The organism is Flavobacterium sp. 1 (assembly GCF_002797935.1).
In the GTDB taxonomy this organism is placed as follows: domain Bacteria; phylum Bacteroidota; class Bacteroidia; order Flavobacteriales; family Flavobacteriaceae; genus Flavobacterium.
In genome coordinates this window covers 3,388,461-3,411,232 of the sequence record NZ_PGER01000001.1, presented here as the reverse complement: position 1 = coordinate 3,411,232, position 22,772 = coordinate 3,388,461, and the positions used below count along the sequence as shown (strand labels likewise).

General features: G+C 32.0%; 21 protein-coding genes and 1 pseudogene. 6 read left to right on the top strand and 16 right to left on the bottom strand.

The window, feature by feature from the left end; translation table 11 throughout:
* Positions 1-3: 3 nt before the first annotated feature.
* The 3 genes from CLU83_RS13720 to CLU83_RS13710 form a co-directional block, all read right to left on the bottom strand.
* Positions 4-831 carry a mechanosensitive ion channel family protein gene (locus CLU83_RS13720; protein WP_100432128.1) on the bottom strand — a complete coding sequence of 276 codons (828 nt, stop codon included), beginning with the start codon at positions 829-831 and terminating at the stop codon, positions 4-6.
* 78 nt (positions 832-909) lie between these two features.
* Positions 910-1,431 (bottom strand): hypothetical protein, encoded by a 522-nt coding sequence (locus CLU83_RS13715; RefSeq protein ID WP_100432127.1) that lies wholly within the window; start codon positions 1,429-1,431, stop codon positions 910-912.
* Between the two features lie 327 nt (positions 1,432-1,758).
* Complete coding sequence (locus CLU83_RS13710) at positions 1,759-2,652, bottom strand: NifU family protein (protein WP_100432126.1); 894 nt, start codon at positions 2,650-2,652, stop codon at positions 1,759-1,761.
* Between the two features lie 121 nt (positions 2,653-2,773).
* Here CLU83_RS13710 and CLU83_RS13705 point away from each other — a divergent pair, with 121 nt between their 5' ends.
* The gene (locus CLU83_RS13705; RefSeq protein WP_100432125.1) at positions 2,774-3,769 is read left to right on the top strand and encodes a type IX secretion system membrane protein PorP/SprF; all 996 of its coding nucleotides are present in this window, start codon (positions 2,774-2,776) and stop codon (positions 3,767-3,769) included.
* 14 nt (positions 3,770-3,783) lie between these two features.
* A complete protein-coding gene (locus CLU83_RS13700; RefSeq protein ID WP_100432124.1) occupies positions 3,784-4,296 on the top strand; it encodes a gamma carbonic anhydrase family protein in 513 nt (170 codons plus the stop codon).
* 15 nt (positions 4,297-4,311) lie between these two features.
* Here CLU83_RS13700 and CLU83_RS13695 read toward each other — a convergent pair whose 3' ends face one another.
* The 5 genes from CLU83_RS13695 to CLU83_RS13675 are packed head-to-tail and all read right to left on the bottom strand — an operon-like array spanning position 4,312 to position 8,389.
* Positions 4,312-5,025, bottom strand: a complete 714-nt coding sequence (locus CLU83_RS13695; RefSeq protein ID WP_100432123.1) for a LytTR family DNA-binding domain-containing protein — start codon at positions 5,023-5,025, stop codon at positions 4,312-4,314.
* A 10-nt stretch (positions 5,026-5,035) separates the two neighbouring features.
* Complete coding sequence (locus CLU83_RS13690; RefSeq protein ID WP_100432122.1) at positions 5,036-6,157, bottom strand: sensor histidine kinase; 1,122 nt, start codon at positions 6,155-6,157, stop codon at positions 5,036-5,038.
* Positions 6,158-6,526, bottom strand: a complete 369-nt coding sequence (locus CLU83_RS13685) for a DUF4907 domain-containing protein (protein WP_100432121.1) — start codon at positions 6,524-6,526, stop codon at positions 6,158-6,160. It abuts the gene before it with no gap.
* Positions 6,510-7,508 carry a kelch repeat-containing protein gene (locus CLU83_RS13680; protein WP_100433739.1) on the bottom strand — a complete coding sequence of 333 codons (999 nt, stop codon included), beginning with the start codon at positions 7,506-7,508 and terminating at the stop codon, positions 6,510-6,512. The genes CLU83_RS13685 and CLU83_RS13680 overlap by 17 nt, the downstream gene beginning before the upstream one ends.
* Before the next feature lie 17 nt (positions 7,509-7,525).
* Positions 7,526-8,389 carry a DUF6268 family outer membrane beta-barrel protein gene (locus tag CLU83_RS13675; RefSeq protein ID WP_100432120.1) on the bottom strand — a complete coding sequence of 288 codons (864 nt, stop codon included), beginning with the start codon at positions 8,387-8,389 and terminating at the stop codon, positions 7,526-7,528.
* A 61-nt stretch (positions 8,390-8,450) separates the two neighbouring features.
* On the opposite strand from CLU83_RS13675, the gene CLU83_RS13670 reads away from it, so the two are divergent.
* Together CLU83_RS13670 and CLU83_RS13665 are read left to right on the top strand one after the other, a co-directional pair.
* Positions 8,451-9,944 carry a DUF4270 family protein gene (locus CLU83_RS13670; protein ID WP_232727110.1) on the top strand — a complete coding sequence of 498 codons (1,494 nt, stop codon included), beginning with the start codon at positions 8,451-8,453 and terminating at the stop codon, positions 9,942-9,944.
* Complete coding sequence (locus CLU83_RS13665) at positions 9,945-11,183, top strand: aromatic hydrocarbon degradation protein (protein ID WP_100432119.1); 1,239 nt, start codon at positions 9,945-9,947, stop codon at positions 11,181-11,183.
* Between the two features lies 1 nt (position 11,184).
* On the opposite strand, the gene murI is transcribed toward CLU83_RS13665, so the two are convergent.
* From murI to CLU83_RS13625, 8 genes and pseudogenes are all read right to left on the bottom strand, one after another.
* Positions 11,185-11,961, bottom strand: a complete 777-nt coding sequence (murI, locus tag CLU83_RS13660) for a glutamate racemase (protein WP_100432118.1) — start codon at positions 11,959-11,961, stop codon at positions 11,185-11,187.
* Positions 11,962-12,144: 183 nt separating this feature from the next.
* A complete protein-coding gene (locus tag CLU83_RS13655) occupies positions 12,145-12,645 on the bottom strand; it encodes an OmpH family outer membrane protein (protein WP_100432117.1) in 501 nt (166 codons plus the stop codon).
* A 31-nt stretch (positions 12,646-12,676) separates the two neighbouring features.
* A complete protein-coding gene (locus CLU83_RS13650) occupies positions 12,677-13,690 on the bottom strand; it encodes an OmpH family outer membrane protein (protein ID WP_100432116.1) in 1,014 nt (337 codons plus the stop codon).
* 35 nt (positions 13,691-13,725) lie between these two features.
* A complete protein-coding gene (bamA, locus tag CLU83_RS13645) occupies positions 13,726-16,473 on the bottom strand; it encodes an outer membrane protein assembly factor BamA (protein ID WP_100432115.1) in 2,748 nt (915 codons plus the stop codon).
* Complete coding sequence (locus CLU83_RS13640; protein ID WP_100432114.1) at positions 16,406-17,143, bottom strand: isoprenyl transferase; 738 nt, start codon at positions 17,141-17,143, stop codon at positions 16,406-16,408. The genes bamA and CLU83_RS13640 overlap by 68 nt, the downstream gene beginning before the upstream one ends.
* Before the next feature lie 6 nt (positions 17,144-17,149).
* On the bottom strand, positions 17,150-17,827 hold the full coding sequence (locus tag CLU83_RS13635) for a DUF6089 family protein (protein WP_100432113.1): 678 nt from the start codon (positions 17,825-17,827) through the stop codon (positions 17,150-17,152).
* Between the two features lie 150 nt (positions 17,828-17,977).
* A pseudogene (locus CLU83_RS13630) lies at positions 17,978-18,861 on the bottom strand (NAD kinase).
* Positions 18,862-18,913: 52 nt separating this feature from the next.
* Complete coding sequence (locus CLU83_RS13625; protein WP_100432112.1) at positions 18,914-19,573, bottom strand: CBS domain-containing protein; 660 nt, start codon at positions 19,571-19,573, stop codon at positions 18,914-18,916.
* 112 nt (positions 19,574-19,685) lie between these two features.
* On the opposite strand from CLU83_RS13625, the gene CLU83_RS13620 reads away from it, so the two are divergent.
* Both CLU83_RS13620 and CLU83_RS13615 read left to right on the top strand, forming a co-directional pair.
* On the top strand, positions 19,686-20,399 hold the full coding sequence (locus tag CLU83_RS13620) for a pyridoxine 5'-phosphate synthase (RefSeq protein ID WP_100432111.1): 714 nt from the start codon (positions 19,686-19,688) through the stop codon (positions 20,397-20,399).
* A gap of 92 nt (positions 20,400-20,491) precedes the next feature.
* The gene (locus CLU83_RS13615) at positions 20,492-22,771 is read left to right on the top strand and encodes a TonB-dependent receptor domain-containing protein (protein WP_232727109.1); all 2,280 of its coding nucleotides are present in this window, start codon (positions 20,492-20,494) and stop codon (positions 22,769-22,771) included.
* Position 22,772: the final 1 nt, after the last annotated feature.

Sequence of the window (22,772 nt, the reverse complement as noted above, 5' to 3'; positions counted from 1 at the left end):
TTGTTATTTGTTATTTTTGGACTTCTCTGTTACATACGGCTGAAAAATAATTCCTGCGGTATCAAAGGCTAATTTGCAATTCTCTAAAGTATCTGATACAACCGAACTAAAATCTTCGTTTTTTGCCCAGGGTCTTACGGCTAGTTGGATAGAATTATCGGTTATGTTCTTTACAGATACTTCTGCTGCTGGTGAAGTAAGTACTTTAGGGTTGTTTTTAAGGACCGTTGTTATAATATCTTTTGCCTCTTTTAAATTGGTTTCATACGATATGGAAATCGTTAAATCGGCTCTTCGCGATCCCTGCATTGAATAGTTGATAATCGTGCCATTTGATAAGGTTCCGTTGGGAATAAAAATGGTCTGATTATTTGAAGTGATTAATTTGGTTACAAAAATTTGAATTTCCAAAACGGTAGCCTGTACGCCTTGTGCTTCGATTGTATCTCCTACTTTAAAGGGCTTGAAGAGAATAATAAGCATTCCTCCAGCAAAATTAGATAATGAGCCTTGTAAAGACAAACCAACAGCAAGCCCCATTGCACCTAAGATTGCGACAAATGATGATGTTCCAATTCCTAATTTGTCGATAAAAGTGACAAATAATAATACTCTTAAAACCCAAAGTAAAATATCGGCAAGAAACTTGCTAAGAGTAGCGTCTAAGTTTCTTTTGATCATTATTTTTCGAATAAGCCTATTAATTATTCGAATGGCATACAGACCAATAAACAGAATAATTAAAGCAGAAATAACCTGGGGGGAATAATTAATAAGCGTTGTTATAAAAGTATTAGCGTAATTGGCAATGTAATTTGGATCTAAAGTCATATTTTAATTCATAAAATTCTCTAATAAGAGAGTTGTATACTGAGTTGCAAAAATACGATTTTATATTTTTTATAAAAACTATTCGGGATTTTCTTCTTCCTTTTTGGTTGGGTTTTCAAGGTCTTTTGGATCAGAAGCAGTTGTTTTTTCTTTTAGGCTGTTCAAATCTTCATTTCCTTTTGCTTTGGCATTGTCTATAATTGATTCCGCTTTTTCAATATATGGGGTTGCTGCTTCTTTTGCTTTGGCGACAGCATCTTCTATAAATGCTTCAGCTTTTTCGACATGAGGAGTTGCGGTTTCTTTGATTTTGTCTATAGTTTCTTCTACAAAGGTTTCTGCTTTTTCTATATGAGGAGTTACGGTTTCTTTGATTTTGTTTACAGCTTCTGCTGCAAAAGCTTCTGCCTTTTCTACATGTGGAGTTGCTGTTTCCTTAATTTTGTCTACAGCTTCTGCTGCAAAAGCTTCTGCTTTTTCTACATAAGGCTGTGCAGTTACCTTGGTTTCTTCAATAGCTGCTTCTGCATGTTCTATTATTTCGTTTGCTGTTTCTTTGGCTGAACCAAATAAATTTTTAAAAAATGATGATACTCCCATAGGTACTTATGTTTGATTAGGATATCAAAAATAAGCTTTTTTGTTCAAATTGCTGAAAATCAGTATTTTTTATTTATAAATTTGGTGCTTCAATAATTGAATTGAGGTCAAAAAAAAGCGTTTCCAAAATGAAAACGCTTTTTAATATTTTATTTATTGTAATATGACTGTCCGCAAAGGGTACCATGTATTTTTTTTTGCCACTGATTACACTGATTCTCATAGATTTCATTACACTTTTTGAAAAAATCTGTGTAAATCTTTTTAATCTGTGGCAAATTCTATCTGTTTGGTATTAGTTACGGATAGTCATATATTGTAATTAAATTAAACAGCTTCTACTTTAATTCCTTCATCATTCAACATGCTTTTTAACATATTTTCAATACCGCTTTTTAAAGTAAAAGTAGATGATGGGCAACCATTGCAAGCTCCCTGCATAATTACTTTTACTGTTTTTGTAGCATCATCATAGGAGTCAAAAAGGATATTTCCTCCGTCGGCAGCAACTGCTGGTTTTACATATTCTTCTAAGATATTGATGATTTTTTGAGAAGTTTCGTCAAGGGAATCAAATGATTCGTCCTTCGCTTTTTCGTCTTTAACAATGGTTTGAATTAAATTTTCGTCAAGAACAGTTCCTCCGTTTTCAATAAATTGCTTGATAAAAGTTCTTATTTCTAATGTGATATCCTGCCATTCATTAATATCGTATTTTGTAACTGAAATATAATTTTCGTCAATAAATATTTCTTTTACATACGGAAATTTAAATAATTCAGTTGCTAATGGTGATGCACCACTTTGATCGATATTTTTAAATTCTACTGCATTTTTTGTAATCATTTTATTGACTACAAATTTAAGTGCTGCAGGATTTGGAGTCGATTCACCATAAACAGTGATTGCTTGTTTTTTTGGCTTATTTTCATCCGCAATAATTATAACGCCGCCTTTGTTAACATAAGCTTCAATTTGTTCTGCAACTGCTTCTTTTACATCATCCCATTCCACAATGCTGAATCTTTCTACACCGATGAAATTTCCGGATATATACACCGTTTTTACAAATGGCAAATAGAATAGCTGCTGTGCCAGTGGAGAAGATTTTGCCTCATCTATGTTTTTGAATTCGTAACTTTCATTTTGAGTGATGAAATCTGGGAATTCAAATTTTATAATGGTCGGGTTTTGTGTTTCTTTTATCGTTATTTTAGTCATGATTCGTCGATTTTTTGCAAATTTACTAAAGTTATTTTCTGCGATTAACTATATTTGGTTTTTTAATGAATAAATTAACAAAAGTTTTTTTTCGCAATTAATTTTATAAAATTCCTCCTAAATGTACACCAAAATCAAGTTAGTAATTGTTCTTTTTTTTATCAGTCTAAGTACTTTTTCCCAGGAAGGAATACCAGTATATTCAGATTATTTATCGGATAATTATTATTTGATTTTTCCATCAATGGCAGGTGCGGCAAATTGCAGTAAATTAAGGCTTACCGCAAGAAAACAATGGTTCGACCAAGAGAATGCTCCAGCCCTTCAGACATTAAGTTATAATGGCAGAGTAGGTGAGAGATCTGGAGTTGGAGCTATACTTTTTAATGACGTAAATGGATATCATTCTCAATTTGGTTTCAAGGCTACCTATGCACATCATATTATGTTTTCCAGAGATGAAATTGATTTGAATCAGTTGTCTTTTGGTGTTAATGTTGGAGTTAATCAAAGCCAACTGGACGAAACGGATTTTCAGAATTCTGGTGATTATGATCCTGCTCTTGGAAATATACAACAGCATGCTTCCTATTTTAATTTAGATATTGGGGCATCTTATAATATTTTTGATTTTAGTTTAAATGCTGTTGTTAAGAATGTTTTAGAAACACGCCAAACGCTTTATACAGAATACGAGAGTGATAATTTGAGGAAATTTATTATTAGCGGAGGTTATATTTTTGGGAATCCTGATAAGGTTTTATGGGAGCCATCTTTGTTGTATCAATATGTGGATAAAACAAAAGAAAGTGCATTGGATATGAATTTTAAAGTTTATAAAAATATGGAAATGGGGCAGTTGTGGGGTGGTTTGTCCTATAGAAAAAGTTTTGATGGTGCTGTAGTTCTTAATGGAAGCGGAACGGGTAGTCAGAAATTGCATTATATTAATCCTATCATGGGTTTTAATTATAAAAATTTTATGTTTGCTTACTCTTACACCCATTTGTTAGGAGAAATACAGTATGGAAATTCAGGATTTCATCAAATCACTTTAGGGCTTAACTTTTTATGTAAACCTCAAAAATACGAATGTAACTGTCCAGCAATTAATTAATTATAATATTTGTAATGATAATAAAGTCTGTTAACGGAAAATCACCAATTATACCAGAAGATTGTTATGTAGCTGAAAATGCTACTATTGTTGGTGATGTTATTTTTGGTACTGAATGCAGTGTTTGGTTTAATGCTGTAATTCGTGGTGATGTAAATTTTATCACTATAGGTAATAAGGTTAATGTTCAGGATGGAGCAATCGTTCATTGTACTTATCAAAAGCATCCTACCATTATTGGTAATAATGTTTCTATTGGCCATAATGCAATTGTTCATGGCTGTACTATACATGACAATGTATTGGTTGGAATGGGAGCAATAATTATGGATAATTGTGTTGTGGGGAGCAATTCAATTGTGGCTGCAGGAGCGGTTGTTACTCAAAATACCATAATAGAATCGGGTTCTATTTATGCTGGAGTCCCTGCCAAAAAAGTTAAGGATATTGACCAGTCCAATTTTGCCGGAGAGATTGAGCGTATATCCAATAATTATGTAATGTATTCAAGCTGGTTCAAAGAGTAAATTTAAATGCTCATCTTAGATATTTATTTTTTCAAAGAAAGCAGTTTTGTAGCTTTCGCTAATAGGAATTCTTTTTTCAGCAATCAGCACTTTATTTTTTTGAATAGATTTTACATGCTTAATGTTGATGATATAGGAACGGTGAATTCTCGAAAAACCTTTAGAAGATAACAGATTCTCCAGTTTTATTAAACTTATCAGGGTTAATGTGTATTTGTTATCGCTGGTGTAGATTTTTACATAATCTTTCAATCCTTCAATAAATAAAATATCAGAAAAATTAATTTTTACATTTTCATATTCAGCTCGGACGAACATAAAATCATGTTCAATTTCTGGCGGACTTGTTATTTGATTAGGTGATGGGGGACTCTTTGGTGCAAAAATCTGCTGTGCCCGCATTACCGCTTTTAAAAATCGATTGAAAGGAATTGGTTTTACTAAATAATCTACCGCACCAAGATTAAAACCTTCGACTGCATAATCAGAATATGCGGTTGTAAATATGATTAATGGTTTTTTTTCGATAGCATTGATGAAATCAATTCCAGAAAAATGAGGCATTTCAATATCCAAAAAAATTAAATCGATCTCAGACTGGTTGATTATCGATATAGCATCTATTGCATTGGTAAATGTAGTCACCAGTTCAAGCGAATCTATTCTTCCAACAAATTCAACCAATAAATCTACAGCTAATGGCTCATCGTCTATAATAACACATTTCATATTTTTCTATTTATGATGTTGGTGTAAATGTAGTATTTGTTTGTGGCTGAATTTGATCTAATTGTAAAACCAAATGAACGGTATATTTTGAGTCTGTCGATGTCAGATCCAGCTGATGTGTGTTTGGATAAAGCAAATTAAGCCTGTTTTTGATATTTGCCAAACCAATTCCTGAATTTTCAGGGTCTTTTCTGTTGTTCTCAATTTTGTTTTCTATCCAAAAAGAGAATACATTTTCTTCAATTGTTATTACAATTTTCACATAAGCCGTTCCTTTATAATCGGTTCCGTATTTGAATGCATTTTCTATAAATGAAATCAGCAGCATGGGTTCAATAAATTTATCTTTAGTGTTCCCATGTATATTGAGACTAATGTTTTCAATATTGTTTAGTCTTAATTTCTGTAATTCGATATAGTTTTTAATGTAATTGATTTCTTTTTCGAGCAAAACATATTTATTGTCTGTTTCATAAAGCATATACCGCATCATTTCGGACAAAGTAACAATGGCATCAGGTACCAAATCTGATTTTTTATGAGCTAAGGAATAGATGCTGTTTAGCGAATTAAATAAAAAATGAGGATTTGTCTGGGTTCTTAAATAGTTTAATTCTGTTGCCGTTCTTTGGCTTTCTGCAATCAATTTATTCTGCTGGTCATCGTAAAACTCAGATAATGTCTTGATGATGGTACTAATGGCAATGATTAATATATAAAAGACTGATGGCACTATTTTAAAGAAAAGCGATTGATCTCTTCTAGGTATTCTATGATTGATGTTTCCATTGTTATATGGTATTCTAGGGAAATTTTCTCCATTTTGGGGTCTAATTCCTCTAAATTCAGGTGTGAAAAATTCATGCCTGAAAACCATGAAAATTATAATCAAGATTAATAAGATGCTTATATAATAGGCGTATTTTTTTTGCAAAAGAAAATGAGTAACCAGATAAGTATAATTAAGATAGAAAAGAATTATTCCAGTTAGCCATTGGATATAAAAATCATTACTGATGTGAAATGGGCTTTCGTAAAATTGAATAAGGGAAATACCAATAAAAAAACACCAAATGATAATATGAATCAGTATTTTATTGGAGCCGCTATTTTTTATTGACGCAAAGTTCATCTACATTTTTATTTTTAATAAAATTAAATCATTTTTTGTAATAGTGGGAGAATTATTGGATTTCAATTTTTTGACTACCAATTGCCCTACCGCCAATGCTTCTTTTTCAGTTTTAAAGCTTTTGGATTCACTAATTACCGGTATAATGGTTTGTCTTATAATTATTTTATCACTGTTTTTGATTATATACCCCCAGCCATTAATAGTTTTTAGGGATTGAATTTTTAGGTCATGTTCTTTTCTGCAGAAAATAAAGAGCAATAATCCGATTATAAATAGAATCAAGCCTAAATTTAAAATATATGATAAATTCTTCTGAGATTTTTCCCAGAAGAATTTATTGTTGCTGTTATTAATTATCATCGTCATTTTGTTCCTCTTTTGGCTTAAATTCCCATACATCATCAAAATAGGAAGTACCAGATTTTCCTAAGGCAATAAAGCCTCTTTCGCCATTTATGCTAATTCCCACAGCATCGGATCTTCCTGATCCTTCAAGAGCTGTTTTTGCGTTCCAAATATCTGTTTTAGGATTGTATTCCCAGATGGTAGTTCCGCTTGAACCGCAGGCAACATATCCTAATCCGTCTATAGTAAAACTAGATGCGTTGGCTCTTACAATTGAATAAGTATCGTGATCGCTCTCGTCATCATCTAAATCTCTTTTTCTGGTCCATACATCTGTACTTGGATCAAATGCCCAAAAATCTACTTGATTGACACCGCTGTTTATTCCAGTTCCTAAATAAGCAATATCATTAATTACAAATACAGTGGCATTTCTTCTTTTATTACCGCTAAAACCATTTACTTGTGTCCAAGTATTATCAGTGTCATTATATTGGTAGAAATCTTTTAAATAATTGCCATCATATCCTGTACCTAAAAAAGCTTTTCCGCCTACTTGAAAACCTACTGCGCTATAACGGGCTGTTCCTCCAAAATCTGCTTTTTGAGACCAGATATTTGTGTCTGGATTGTATTGGTAAAAGTCTTTTAATTTATTGGTTCCGTCATAGCCGAGGCCAACATATCCTTTTCCGTTTAATTCAAAACCGCTTCCAGAACTTCTGGCAATACCTATAAAATCTGCTTTTTGTTCCCAATAATCGCCTGTAGAATTGTAAGCCCATAAATCTTTTAGATATTCATCTCCTGTATAGCCGGTAGTTACGTAAGCAAAAGTACCAATAACAAAGCTAGTTGCACTTGATCGGGCCGGACCGTCAAAGGCTGATTTTTTCACCCAGTTTCCTAGTGTGTCATCATCGTCATCATCATTATTGCATCCAATGAAAATTAAGCTGATAAGTAATGTGGTAATAAATATACCTTTTTTTAAATGTTTCATAATGTGCATAGTGTTTATTAAAGTTTGTATTTAATGCTAATAGAAAAGACGCTTCCGTTTTTTAAGGTCTGATTTATTTCTGTTGTTCTATTTTCATCCGAAAATTTAAATTCTTTGTTAGTCGAGTATCCTCCTTTGAAATTAACAAACCAAGAGGTGTCAATGTTTCTTTCATATTGTAATGTGGTCTCCATTTGAGAAAATCCAACTTTAGTTATACTACTTTTATCATCTGCAATAATGGATGGATCGAGGTTGTAAGTGCTTCCGCTAAAGTCATTTGTTAAACTGAACGTATCACGAATAGAACTAGAATAGGATAGTGCTGCATTTGGAAATCCTAATTTTAAAAATGTTTTCTCGCTGAATTGATGATTAAATGCAAATGTTGGCAGTATTTGCGGTTTTCCAAAAACGGTCATTCTTTTTATCCCCAAATCAATACTGTTATTGCTGTTTATTATCTGACTAATGGCAGCACCTCCCAAAAGGGTTACATCAGCAATGCTGATAGTATTTTGAAAATTAACAGTCGGTTCGAAGCTTAAATTCAATTTTGTTTTTTCAGAAAACTGATGAGAAAACTCAAAAACATTGCTAAAACTGTTAAAATGAGTATTGCTGTAATTTGAGGCGTAATTTGCTAAGACATAAGTTTCTACTTCATCAGTAATTGTTGTGCTCTTATATTTAAAAGTATTTGTCAATTTATTTGTGGTACTGATGTCTTTAAAAAATTGCATTCCAATTTCAGTTTGTTTTATAGAGCCATTATCTATTGGTTCTGTTTTAGTATTAAATTCAAAAGTGTATCCATTTTGTGCATAAACACTAAATAGCGGGATTAGGAGCAGTATCGCAGTAAAATTGTGTATTCTCATTATTTAATTATTGGTTCAAAAGTAGCTGTGTTGTTAATTAATAAAAAAGAATATATATGCATTGCCTGATTTCATAGATAAACGGGCTATTACTCGTGCCGAATCTCAATTTGAAACAGAATTGCAACAGGTAGATTGTTTTTTTGTTTTTATAGACATATTAGCCTGTCTGGTATATGTTATTAGGACTGCTGGACTGCTGGCTTATATATTTGCCCAAAAAATAGATATGTACAAGTTTTTGTTTTTAATTTTTTCGGTTTTGTTCATTGTTTCATGTGACTCAGATACAGATCAAGGGGATTTTGTTGTAGGGGCAGATTATTTAGCACTAAAAAACAAAGTGATTTCTATAGATACACTTACAATCGATGTTTCCACTATAAAAATGGACTCTTTGGTTACTTCAAATGAGAGCAGGATTTTGGTGGGGAATTATGATGATCCGCTTTTTGGGAAAGTAAAGTCAGATAGCTATTTTCAAGTTTCTACTTCTTCATATAATCTGTACAGCCAAAATTCAGATACTGATGCTACTGGATATGTTTTTGATTCCATTGCAATGATCATGCGATATGACGATTATTATTATGCCGATACCACAAAGGTGCAAACTCTGAATATTCATAGGGTATTGAAGAATTTCAAGCCTAATGTAAATGATAATAGTTTTTATAATAGTTCCAGTTTAGCTTATAATGAATCCAGTTTAGGTACTATATCTTATCGTCCTAAACCCATAGGCAAGGACAGTGTCAATATGAAATTAAGCAATGAATTTGGGCTTGAGCTTTTTAATAAATTTAAAAATAATGAAATTACCACTTCCGAAGAGTTTAATGAATACTTGAAGGGTTTTGTGTTGAAGTCAACTTCCAGCGCTTCTTCCAGTGTAATAGGATTTAATTTGTCCAGTGTACTTCGGCTGTATTATTCTAAAGGAAAAGGAGGCGATTCAGGAGATGATTATGTATTGGATTTTACAATATCTGATGCCACTAAGCAATTCAATGCAGTTTCATCGGATAGAACAGGAACTTTAATTCAAGATTTACTTTTGGCGAAGATGAATTTGTCTAGCCTGTACACTGGTAACACAGGATTCATTCAATCGGGTACAGGGATAGCCTGCAGAATTGATTTTCCTAATATAAAGCAATTAAAATATATCTCGGATAAAGGAGCTATTGTTGATGCAAAGCTAATGGTAAAACCTGTCAAAAATTCGTATTCCGAAATGTTTCCATTGCCTCAAACTCTAAGTGTTTATGTAATTGATAAATTAAATCGGATAAAATCAACACTTACAGATTCTAGTGGGGCTACTGTAGTTGCGACTCTGAATAATGCCAATGATGAATTTGATGAAAACGTTGGTTATGAATTGTCTCTTGGGGCCTTTTTACAGAAAGAAATGCTCAAAGAGTCTGATTCTAAAAGCGGATTGCTCTTTACTTTACCTGCTTTATCTAAAATTGTTGGAAGGGTTGCGCTGGGAGATCAAACGAACAAGGAAAGTAAAATAAAATTACAAATTTATTATATAACGTATTAAATGAAAAAAAGTGCTTCGTTTCTGGTTTTAGCTTTTTTTGCTTCTTTTTGGTGCTATTCACAAAGTATTGCTACTTCGCCTTATTCTCTTTACGGATTGGGGAGTTTGTATGAATCCAATTTTGGATTAACGTCTGCTTTAGGTACTGCTGGAATAGCACTTCCGTCTGATGATTTTATCAATAACAAAAATGCTGCATCTTTAATTAATATTCCTGCCAATAATTTCTTTTTTGAAATCGGCGGCACTGGGATTCAATCGTCTTTTGAAAGTAATCTCAAAAAAGAAAACAGAAATAATTTTCAGTTTTCACATTTTGCTTTTGCTTTTCCAATTACTAAAAAGTCAGCATTTAGTATAGCGATGATGCCTTATTCCAGTTCTTCTTTTAAAATTTATGGACTAAAAATTCCAATAATAGACGGCAGTAATGAGTATTATTATTTGGATGTATTGGGAACAGGAGGTTTGAATAATTTGGACTTAGCGTATGCTTATAAATTGAGTAATAAATTATCATTAGGTTTTTCTGCTTCGGTTCTTTTTGGGAATACTACAGATGAAAGAAGTTATACCATTGGTAATTCGATTACAAATATTGATAAAAAAATAAGCTATGGCGGTATCCGACCTGTTTTAAGTTCGCAATTCAAAATGAGTCCATCGTTAACTTTTGGATTGAATGTAAAATCACCAACAAGAGTAAATGCGACCAAAACTCAATCGGTGGCAATTGTGAGCGATTCTGGAACTGCTAATTTGGAAACAGATGAGCTGTCCAATACAGACGATTTTTATTTGCCTTTGGATATTGGATTTGGAGTTAATAAATCATTCAAGAATAAGTTTAATGTAACTTTTGATTACGAAAAAAGTTTTTGGGATGCTACAAATCAATCCGATATGTATGGAGAATTTTCTGATCAGGAAAAATTTTCATTGGGTTTCTCATATCTAAAAACAAAAACATCCCGAAACTATTTTGACAGAATAAAATTTGCTGCGGGAGCTCACTATGATACAGGTTACTTAGTTGTAAATAATAATAAAATAGATGATAAGAATTTTTCTATTGGGGCTTCTTTGCCATTGGATCACTTGTCCTCTGCTTTGTTTATTTCCTATACTTATGGAACTAAAGGGCAAATAACCAATTCATTAATTCAGGAAAATTACCACAAACTAACATTGAATCTTAACTTAGACGGTATTTGGTTTGTTCGAAAAAAAATGGATTAGCCTAAAATTCTTTTTCTTCTACTTTATATTTATTTTCTAAAATTTCGTTTAAAACTTTAGGATTGGTATTGGTGTAAAAAATGGGATTTCTATTTTGAACACTCGAAAAGCCTGTTTTTTCTCTAAGTACATTTTGTGTTTGTTTGGCGACAGCTTCACCCGAATCAATAATGTGGATATGTTCAGGAAGAATTTTTTTTATCTGTGGAATTAAATAGGGGTAATGACTGCAGCCTAATACCAGATAATCAATATTTGCTTCAATCATGGGAGTGAGGTAAGAGTACAGTAATTCAGTCATTTCTGGAGAATCGATTTTACCGTCTTCAATCAATTGAACTAACCCATGACCTATTTGTTCGATAATTTTAGTGTCTTGAAATTTCTCTGTTGTTTTGTTAAAAAGTTCACTGTTAAGCGTTCCTTTTGTGGCCAATATTCCTATTGTTTGAGTCTTAGAGTTTGTTGCGGCAGGTTTTATTGCAGGTTCAATACCAATAAAGGGAATACTGTATTTTGCTCTTAATTCCTGAATAGCATTTGTTGTAGCAGTATTGCAGGCGACTACAATTAATTTGCATCCCATTTTAATCAATAAATCTGTGTTTTTCATGCTTAATGCAATGATTTCATTTTTTGATTTTTGTCCGTAAGGAGCATTCTTGCTGTCTGCGAGATAAATTGTTTGTTCGTTAGGCAATAATTCATGAATGGCTTTCCAAATAGAGGTCCCTCCAATTCCAGAGTCAAAAACACCAATAGGGCTATTGTTTGTCATGCTTTTAGATTTAAAATAGAGTGTTGTTTATAAAATTACTTTTAGATACTGTTTTGTTTTGGTAATCGCTATTGTTCAAAGTAAGATTTCTAAGTTTAAATATACTACATTTTATAGCGTAAAAAAAAACTGCTCATTCTAAAATAGTTTAGAGTGAGCAGTTTTTAAATATTTTCTTTTAGATTAAAAACCTAAATCTTTTTTTACATCAACAGTAATGTTTGTTCCGTCTGCAAGCAAAAGAGTTGAACTGTCAAGTACATATTGGAATCCTTTAGCTTTACCAACTTTTTGGATAGAAGCTTTCACTTTTTCCATAATTGGTTTCATTATTTCAGATTCTTTATTTTGTAATTCTTTTTGAGCATTGTCTCTAAAGTCAACGATTCTTTTTTGCATGTCTTGAACTTCTTTTTGACGTTCTTGATTTACGGCTTCAGTAACTTTAGTAGATTCTTCTTCGTATTTTTTTAATTTTGCTTGGTATTCTTCAACCATTTTTTTGTAATCAGTATCATAAGTTGTACCTAGTGTTTGTAATTGTTTTTGTGCATCTAATATAGCCGGCATTTTCCCCATAATATCACTTACATCAACATGAGCCACTTTAGTTTGAGCGTTTGAAATTTGTGTAGCTCCTATAAATAGTATTGCAGCAATTAGTAAAGTTTTGAATTGTTTCATTGTTTTAAAATATTTAGTAATTAATTAGTATTTATGTTTTTTTATTTTTTACTTCATCCGCTTTTTTAAGCGCTTCTTTTTCTTCTATTTCTTTTAATCTTTTTTCTTCGAGTGCTTTTTTGTTAGCTTCTCTTTCTTCCAAGATTTTTTTTCTTTTTTCCTCTAAGGCTTTTTTGCGCTCCTCTTGTGCACTTGGCTTAACTTCTTCAGTTGTTGTTTTAGCAGTTTCTTTATTTACAGTAGGAAGAACTGTTTTTGTTTCTGTGTTTTGTGGGGCAACAACTGTGCCATTTTTTTTAGCTTCTCTTTCAGCTAACAATTGTTTCCTTTTTTCTTCGTATTTTTTTTTAGCCTCTTCTTGAGCTGCTTTTTTGTCGGCTACTAATTTCTCTCGTGTGGCTTGTTTATCTAATATTGCTTTTTCTCTTGTAGCCAGTTCAGGGTTTTCATCTATAGCATCTTCTTTCTCTTCTTTAGCCTGTTCTTCTTTTAACTGTTTTTTAGTTAATTGTTCTCTTTTTTCAGTTCTGTTTAATATTCTAATTACCTGGTCACTAATGTCAAATCTTTTTGCAGCGAAAAGAATAGTCAGATGTGAAGATTTGTCAAATATAAAGTCGTATTTTTTGGTTTCAGCAATATCTTGAACCGCAGTGAATACTTGATCTTGTATTGGTTTCACTAAACCAGCTTTTTGTATTATCAAATCTCCATTTGAACCAAATCTTTTTTGCTGGTAATCTAATTTTTCTGTTTCAAGAAATTTTATTTCGGTTTCTCTTTCTTCTATCAGTTCAGCCGTTAATAAAGGTCTTTCGGCTTTTAATGCTTCCGTAAGTTTATTAATTTCTAATTTTTTTATTTCAATTTCCTGCTTCCATTTTTGAGCTTTTTGTTCTAATTGAGCTTTGGCTTCAATATAGTTGGGCACATTTTGCAATATGTATTCCATATCAATGTAGCCTACTTTATTTCCTCTGGTTTGTGCGTTAATTGTTATTGAAACAATTGCGGATAAAATTATAAATAAAAATTCTTTTCTCATAATTTTTAATTTTAGAAATTTTAAACCAAATTCATTTAAAATTGTTGTCCTATTATGAAATGCGTTTGCCACCCGCTTGGTTTTATCGCTCCGGGAACTGCATCATATCCGTAACCAAAATCAATTCCTAATAAACCAAAGGCAGGCATAAATACTCTTAATCCAACACCAGTGGAACGATTTAAATTGAATGGCTGATAATCTGATAATTTTGCATACGCCTGTCCTGCTTCTGCAAAAGTCAAAGCATAGATAGAAGCTGATGCTTTTAGAGTAATTGGATAACGCAATTCTAATGAGAATTTGTTATAAATGGTAGCTCCATAAGAGTCACCATTTGTATTAGCTGGTGTCAAAGATCCATTTTCATATCCTCTTAGTCCTATATTTTGTCTTCCGTCTATAGAACTGCCCGCCATACCATCACCTCCAAGATAATATCTTTCAAAAGGAATCATTCCTCTGTCTTGATTGTAAGCTCCTAAAAATCCAAAATTCACTAAACTGCGTAATACTAATTTTTTATATAAAGTAGTATACCAATCTCCCGTAAATTGAACTTTATAGTATTCTAACCATTTGTATTTTTCCTGATCCACTTTTCCAGGATCGGCAACAGCATCTTGATAATTGTCTACTTTATTTGCTACAGTAGTTCCTGAAGATGAAGGTAATTTGTCTAAATAATCTCCAGCATTTACAACTCTGTCATTATTATCTACATAGGAATTTCCAGAGTAAATATATTTATATTTTTGCTGTTCTCCTAATGTTGCATAATCTATGCCGTTGAAAAGTGAATAAGGAAGCGTGAATTCTCCGGTTATTCCAAATTCAGCTCCGTAAGTTGGAAATATTGGGTTAAGTCCTTTGCTATTACGCGTTAAGCCTATATTGTAGGATAAGTTTTTAGAGCTGCCATTGGCAAATGTAAATAATCCATAATAGTAATTATGCAAATCATATTGCTGGAATCTAAGCGATTGAGAAAGTGTGAAAAAATCATCTGGAACAGTCAACCTTTTTGCCATACCTACAGATAACGACATAATGTTGATGTATTTTGATTTGTCAATTCTTTGCGTTTGATAATTAGAGCTGTATTGTTGGCTAAAAGCAAATGAAGTACTAAATGAAACAGGTCTTTTTCCTCCAAACCAAGGTTCCGAAAAAGATAAACTATAGGTTTTGTAATAGGAACTTGCTTGTAAACGCAATGCTACTTTTTGTCCGTCTCCCATTGGAAGAGGACGGTAAGCATCTTTATTAAATATGTTTTTGGCCGAAAAGTTGTTGAAAGACAGTCCTAAAGTCCCTACGAAGCCACCTCCGCCATATCCTCCTTGAAGTTCTATTTGGCTGGCTCCTTTTTCTACAACATTATATTCAATATCGACTGTACCAGCACCAGAATCAACATTTTTGAATTTTGGATCTATTTTTTCGGGATCAAAAAAGCCTAATTGACCAATCTCTCTAATGGTTCTGACTAATTCTGCTTTATTGTATTTTTCTCCTGGTTTTGTTCTTAACTCACGATAAATAACTTCATCATTTGTCTTGTCATTTCCTACAACAGTAATTTTGTTGAAATAGGCAATTGGCCCTTCAGTAATTCTGATTTCAAAATCGATTTTATTATCTGTAGTTTTGGTTTCTACAGCATTAATGTTCGAGAATAAATATCCGTTGTTTTGGTATAAATTGGTTATGTCCTCGCCATCTGGTTTTGACTTGTCTGCAATTCTTTCCTGCAATAGTACCCCGTTATATACATCTCCAGTATTAATTCCTAGGAAGCTTTTTAATAACTCATCAGAATACACCGTGTTACCTATGAACTTAATATTACCAAAATAATATTTAAGACCTTCCTCAACTTTGATTTTAATGTAAATTGCGTTTTTTTTCTCATTGTAAGCAACAGAGTCACTTACAATACGAGCGTCACGATACCCTATTTTTTTATAGTTGTTAACTATTTTCTCTAAGTCTTCTTGGTATTTGTCTTCAATAAATTTTGATCTTTTTAAAAAGTTAATGGAGTTTTTAACTTTTGTGTTTTTCATTGAACCTAATAGTTTTTTGCTGGGGACTTCCTTATTTCCTTCAAAAACAATTTTGTATACTTTTATTTTGTCGCCAACATCTACTTTTACGAGCATGTTTACTTCGTTGGACTTTAAGGTATCTCTTGTTGTCGTTATGTGAACTTTCGTGTTGAAAAAACCATCTTTCTTGTATTTTTTCTCAATGTAATTTTTGGTAGTTGTAATTAAATTTTCGGTCACAATCTTACCGTTAGTAAGACCATTGTCCTTAATAAAACTTTCGGTTTTGCTTTTAGATACTCCGACAAATTTTACCTGATTTATTTTAGGTAACTCTTTGATGTTTAAATCTAAGAAAATACTGTCGTTTTCTATTCTGTTTATATAAAAAGAGATTTCATCAAAAAGACCAAGTTTCCCTAGTTTTTTTATTGAACTGCTAATTTGTTCGCCAGGAATTGTTATTTCCTGTCCTTTTTCTAAACCAGCAAATGTAACAACAGTTTGTGGATTGAAACTAATATCTCCAACAACTTTTACATCTCCTAATATGTATTTTTTACCTTGGTCAAATGGCACTCTGTCCTGTGCTTTAATTTGGGTAAAAGTTCCTAATATTATAAAGGTAAGGACTAGTTTTATGCTTTTATGTAACACTAAAAAATTATTTAATTTGTTCGCTTGTTTTTCCAAATCGACGTTCTCTTTTTTGATAACTAATGATAGCTTCATGTAAATCTTCTTCTTTAAAATCCGGCCATAACACATCAGTAAAATATAATTCTGAATAGGCTATCTGCCATAACATAAAGTTACTTATTCTATGTTCACCACCAGTCCTTATTAATAAATCTACATCAGGTAAATTATGCGTGTAAAGATGCTCATTAATAATTGAATCGTCAATAGTGTCTATTGAAATTATATTATTTTTAACTTTATTGCTTATTTCTTTTATTAGATGTGTTAATTCTTCTCTAGATCCATAGCTTAAAGCCAGGGTCAATGTCATTTTAGTATTTTCTTTGGTCTTGTCAATACAATCAAATATTACTTTTTGAGCAGCTAAGGGCAGTTTGTTTATATTTCCAATAGCATTCATTTTAATGTTATTTTCCAGCATTGATTTGAGCTCTTTCTTTAATGATCGTACTAATACTTTCATTAAAGCTTCTACTTCATATTTAGGTCTGTTCCAATTTTCGGTAGAAAAAGTATAAAGCGTTAGGTGTTTAATGCCTAAATTGGAGCATTCTTCTATGATTTTCGTTAAAGATTCTGAGCCACTCTCGTGTCCAATTGTTCTCAGAAATCCTTGCTGTTTTGCCCAACGGCCATTTCCGTCCATGATAATGGCTACGTGATTGGGAATATTATCTGTATTTATTTCGTTTTTTAGCATCTTTCTTTAATCTGCACAGTAACATGGTTTTTGTCCAAAAGTATAAGTTAATGTTATACCTGTGAAGACGTACCAATCATTATTATTTATATTTCCAAATTTTAGCAGATTGTTATCACTAGGATTACTGCCGTCTATATTGTCTGTAAATGTATATCTTGCTCCTGCTTCTAACCCTAGAATAAAACTCCTTGACAAATTAGTTTTAACACCTAAGGTTATCGGTATAGCAATCGTACTCTTTGAATTGTTTTTTTTTGTTTCTCCTGATCCTATATATAGGTTGTCATAAAAAAAATAACTTAAGCCTGTATATACATAAGGTGTGAATTTTGGTCTTTCCTGATGTAAATTAAAATCAAAAAAATTAAATTCTATTCCAGCTGATAATTCTTTTAGGTTATTAGTAAAACTATACCCTCTATTGTAACGGCCTGGTTCTTTTGAATCACTGTCATTACCTGAAATTTGTGACTGGGTATACGAAAATCTATACGCATGCCTTGGACTTCTGTTCCATTTGTACAGAATTCCAAAAGCAGGTTCATTTGGGGCAATATAAGTTGTCGAGCCTACATCTCCTATATAATTGCTGCCTCCAAGAAAAATCCCAATTTCATGAATTTGTGCATGAATGGAATTAAACGTAAAAATGCATAAAAAAGAAATGAAAATTTTGCTCATAAAATTAATAAGTTGCCTGCAAATATAATAATAATCAATAGTATTCAGCACGCATCTGCTGAATACTGTCTTTTTTTAGACGAGATCTCTTTTTTAGGATACGAATCTCGTAATAGTAACGATAAAACTGATAAATTGGTATGTGGTTTTTTAATTCCTTCTGTCCTCTCCCCAAAGCAGTTTTGTTCTCAGGGTTTTAAAGAATGTCTCTCCTGGAATTTCAACCATATTTATTTCAAAGTCAGTCTTTTTTATGCATAAAACAGAATCATTTCTGAGACTCATAATTCTTGAATCCAAAGAGACTAAATATTGTTCTTCCCGGCCGGATACTTTTAATCTGATTTCGGTTGTATCGGGAACGACAAGTGGTCTTGCATTTAAATTATGCGGTGCGATTGGAGTAATTACTAAACTTTTTACATCTGGAGTCAAAATAGGACCGCCACAACTTAGAGAGTAACCGGTGGTTCCTGTAGGAGTAGCAATAATTAGGCCGTCAGCCCAGTACGAATTCAAAAATTCATCATCCAGATACGTATCAATAGTTATCATTGATGTAGTGTCTTTTCGACTGACTGATATTTCATTCAATGCAAAATTAAGTCCTTCGATAGCTGTGTTTTCAGGTAAACAGCTTATGCTTAAAAGTGTTCTTTTTGAAATTTTATATTTTTTGTCAATAACTAGCTGCATAAAGGCGGCTATGTTTTCTTTTTGTACCGTTGCCAAAAATCCTAATCTGCCTGCATTTATCCCCAATATTGGAATTCCGGAATTCCGTACGAGTGTTACAGCTCTTAACATCGTTCCGTCACCGCCTATACTGATTAGCATGTCAAAACTGGAATCTAAAACATCATGCGAGGAAAAAGTTTTGTATTCTTTTTCGATGATTTTTTTTCATACAGCATGTTTAAGAAATCGGATTCGATGGCCATTTCTACATTATTATTGTTGAAAAACACAAAAATGTCTTTTATAATTGGTTCTGTGCTTACCAAATAATATTGGCCATAAATAGCTACTTTCATTTTTTTTGATATTTTGTTGTTTGTTATTGATTTGGGGTTTTATATTCAATAACTACATATTCAAATATTTATCTAAATAATCTGAACGTTCCTTCAGGCTGTTAATGTAATTGTCTTCGTTATGTTCCGAAATGATATCGTAATTGTATCTTCTGAAAGTTTGAATGATTTCGTTTAATGAACCAACACTTATTTTAAGAGTAACTTCGGTGGTGTTTACATCTGAATTTGATATAAAAAGACCTAAAAGTTTGCCGTTATTGCTTTCTACAATTTGTGTAATTTGGCTCATCGAATAGTCTATAGTGTTTTTGCTTACTATGATAATGACTCCTTGTTCTTTTAAAAAGGTGGTTTCATGAAAAAATTTAATAACATCTTGAATTTCATAATATCCGATATATTTATTGTTTTCATCTAAAATTGGAACCAAATTAGTGCGATTTTTAGCAAATACCTCTAGAACATCTAACCAAATCATATTGGTTCTGGCAAAAAAATGTTCAAGAGCATATCTGTATTCAGCAACTTTTTTGTCACTGTCAAAAGTTTCAATATCATCGGCGGCAATGCTTCCAATGAAAATTCCTTCTTCAATAATTGGAAAATGAGAAAAGGTCAGATCATCAAAAAAATCTTGAACTGCCCCAATAGTTTCTTGGGTGTCAATCGCTTTGTAGTCGTTAGTAATGTAATCTTTTAAATCAGTCATAAAGTTTTGCTCAATAAACGACGCAAAATAATCAAAAATATGCTAAATATGCTACCTTTTACTTTGTATTTTTGTCATTTCAAAATAATACATTCGATTAATACTTTTTTCTATGACAAAACTTAGCGTTAATATAAATAAAATTGCCACTTTGCGTAATGCCCGTGGCGGAAATGTGCCTGATTTGCTTAAAGTAGCTGCGGATATTCAGCAGTTTGGCGGACAAGGAATCACGATTCATCCGAGACCGGATGAGCGTCATATCCGTTATCAGGATGCACGAGATTTAAAATCGATAGTTTATACGGAATATAATATAGAGGGAAATCCACAGCATAATTTTATTGATTTAGTTTTAGAATGTAAACCAGATCAGGTAACCTTAGTTCCAGATGCCATTGGTGCAATCACTTCTTCTGCAGGATGGGACACTATAAAAAATCAATCCTATTTAGTCGAAGTTATTCAGGAATTTCAACGAAACGGAATTAGAACTTCCATTTTTGTTGATCCAATTCTTGAAATGATTGAAGGAGCCAAAAAAACAGGGACAGATAGAATTGAATTATACACCGAAGCGTTTGCACATCAGTATAGTTTAGGAAATGAAAATGGAATTGATCCTTATGTTAAATCATCAGTTTTTGCTAACGAATTAGGTTTGGGCATTAATGCAGGACATGATTTGAGTTTGGATAATATTGTATTTTTTAAACAAAATATTCCAGGATTATTAGAAGTTTCCATTGGACATGCTCTTATTTCCGAAGCGATTTACCTTGGTTTGGATAATGTGGTGAATATGTATCTGCAAAAATTAAAATAGTTATAAATTAGTATTTTAGAGGATTGAGGAGTCAGTAGTTAATAGGATTGGTTTTGGATTGTCTATTTTTTTGTCTTAAATAATATTGTATTTTGAAACCCATTCTTTTTATTTTTTTATTTTATTTTTCTAATTTAACCGCACAATCAAAAGTTACAGTTAATGGTTTTGTAAAAGATAATAATGAGCAGACAATAGTTGGTGCTGATGTTTCTTTTTTGACAAATGATAATCTAAATTTTAATGTTGCTACTGATACTTTAGGGAAGTTCTCAATTGTAATTCCTGGTGGAACAGTTAAGATTGATGTTGAAAATATTGGTTATATAAAAGAGTTTTTGCAGCTTGAAATAAAAAAAGATACATCTCTTTTCTTTCATTTGAATAAAAGTGAATTTGAATTAAAAGAAGTAGTAATTAAGAACGATATAAAGAGACCAATTACAATTGGGGTTGGAGGAAAATTATCTTTTAGTCCTCAAAAATTGAGTAATGTTCCATCTCTTTCAGGAACACCAGATATTATAAAATTACTGCAATTGACTCCTGGTGTACAAAATTCTGGTGATGCAAATGGTTATTTATATGTTCGTGGTGGAGATCCAGGACATAACTTAATGTTGTATGCTGATACACCAGTTTATGGAATGGCTCATTTATTAGGTGTTTTCCCTTTTTATAATGCAGATCATGTTACTGAGGTACAATTTGACAGAAATAATTTAAATTCAAAATATGGGGGGCGTTTGAGTTCTACTGTATATGTGCTGCCATATCAAGTCGTTCCGAAGGAATTTTCGGTTCAGGGAAATTTAGGTTTACTGTCTTCACAAGTAACATTTTCTTTGCCTATTGGTAAAAAAACGGGGTTTTATATTTCAGGAAGGAAAACTTATATTGATGAAATTGTCGGCCCGCTTTTAAAATCAGACAGTAAAAACGGAAAAAAAGAAAATGACGTTTTCAAATATGGATTTTTCGACAGTAATTTGACTTTTATTACTGAAATTTCTAAAAAAAACACCTTAACGATTGATGCTTTTTTAAGCGGGGATAAATTTGAGGCTGTTGATTCGAAATCTTCTTTAAATGCTAATTTAAAATGGAGTAATGAAGTAATTTCTCCAACATGGAGATGCTTGCTGAATGAAACTACTATTTTGAAAAATTCATTTTATTTTACTCGATACGAGAATGTTTTAGCTATGGATCAGTCGGACATCCAGATGAAGATTTCATCTTACATTAAAGATATTGGCTATGCGGGTTCAATTCAATATGTTGTAAAAAAGGTTCTTCTTGAGTCGGGGATTGAATATGCTTTACATGATTTAGTGCCTCAAAAAATTGAAGCTGATAATTTAAGCTCTATTGTAAATGATATGCAAGCATCAAATATTCTGGCTACTAATATTTCAGTGTTTACAAGTGCTAAACCTAAATTTTCGGATAAATTAAGTGCTGAATTAGGACTTAGAATGAATTATTATACTTCCGATTCAAAAACTTCTTTTTTAGATTTTGAGCCCCGAATAATGCTTAATTATTTTCCCAAAAAGGATCTTTCCTTTTTTGCATCTTATACCCGCCAAAATCAATATATTAATTTAATAACGGCCTCTAGTGTTGGTATTCCAACCGATTTTTGGATTGCAGCTTCAGATGGTATTCCATCTCAATCGTCTAATAATTACTCGATAGGATGCAATAAAATAATTTCAAAACAAATTAGTACATGTTTGAACGGGTATTTTCGTTCTATGAATAATTTAATAGAATATCCTTATGGACTTACTCAGTTTAATGAAACAACTACTTTAAAAAATGATATTTTGATTGGTGATGGTGAAGCATATGGACTAGAGTGGATGTTAAAAAAAGACAATGGAAAATTTAATGGATGGATAAGTTATACTTTGAGCTGGTCAATTCGTCAATTTGATGAGCTTAACAATGGAGAAATGTTTTATTCAAAATATGACAGAAGACATAATCTTGCTCTTGTAGGAACTTACAATTTTAATAATAAATGGAATGTTGGCTTAACGCAGCTCTTTAGTTCTGGAAATCGGTTTACAATGCCAACTTCTTGGTATTTTGTGAATAATACGCCTGTAAGGGAATTTGGAAACTATAATAATGCACAAATGCCAAATTACATCCGTACAGATGTTTCGGTAAATTATTCTTTTTTGAAGACTTCAAAAAAAGAAAGTGTTTTGAATTTTTCTGTTTTTAATACGTTTAATATTGATAATCCTATTTATGTTGTTCTGCGCGTAACTGTGGATGGTAAAAAAATAAGTGTTGATACCGATGAGAAAAAAATGTACTTGATACTGCCGTCAATTAGTTGGAGATTTAAATTCTAAG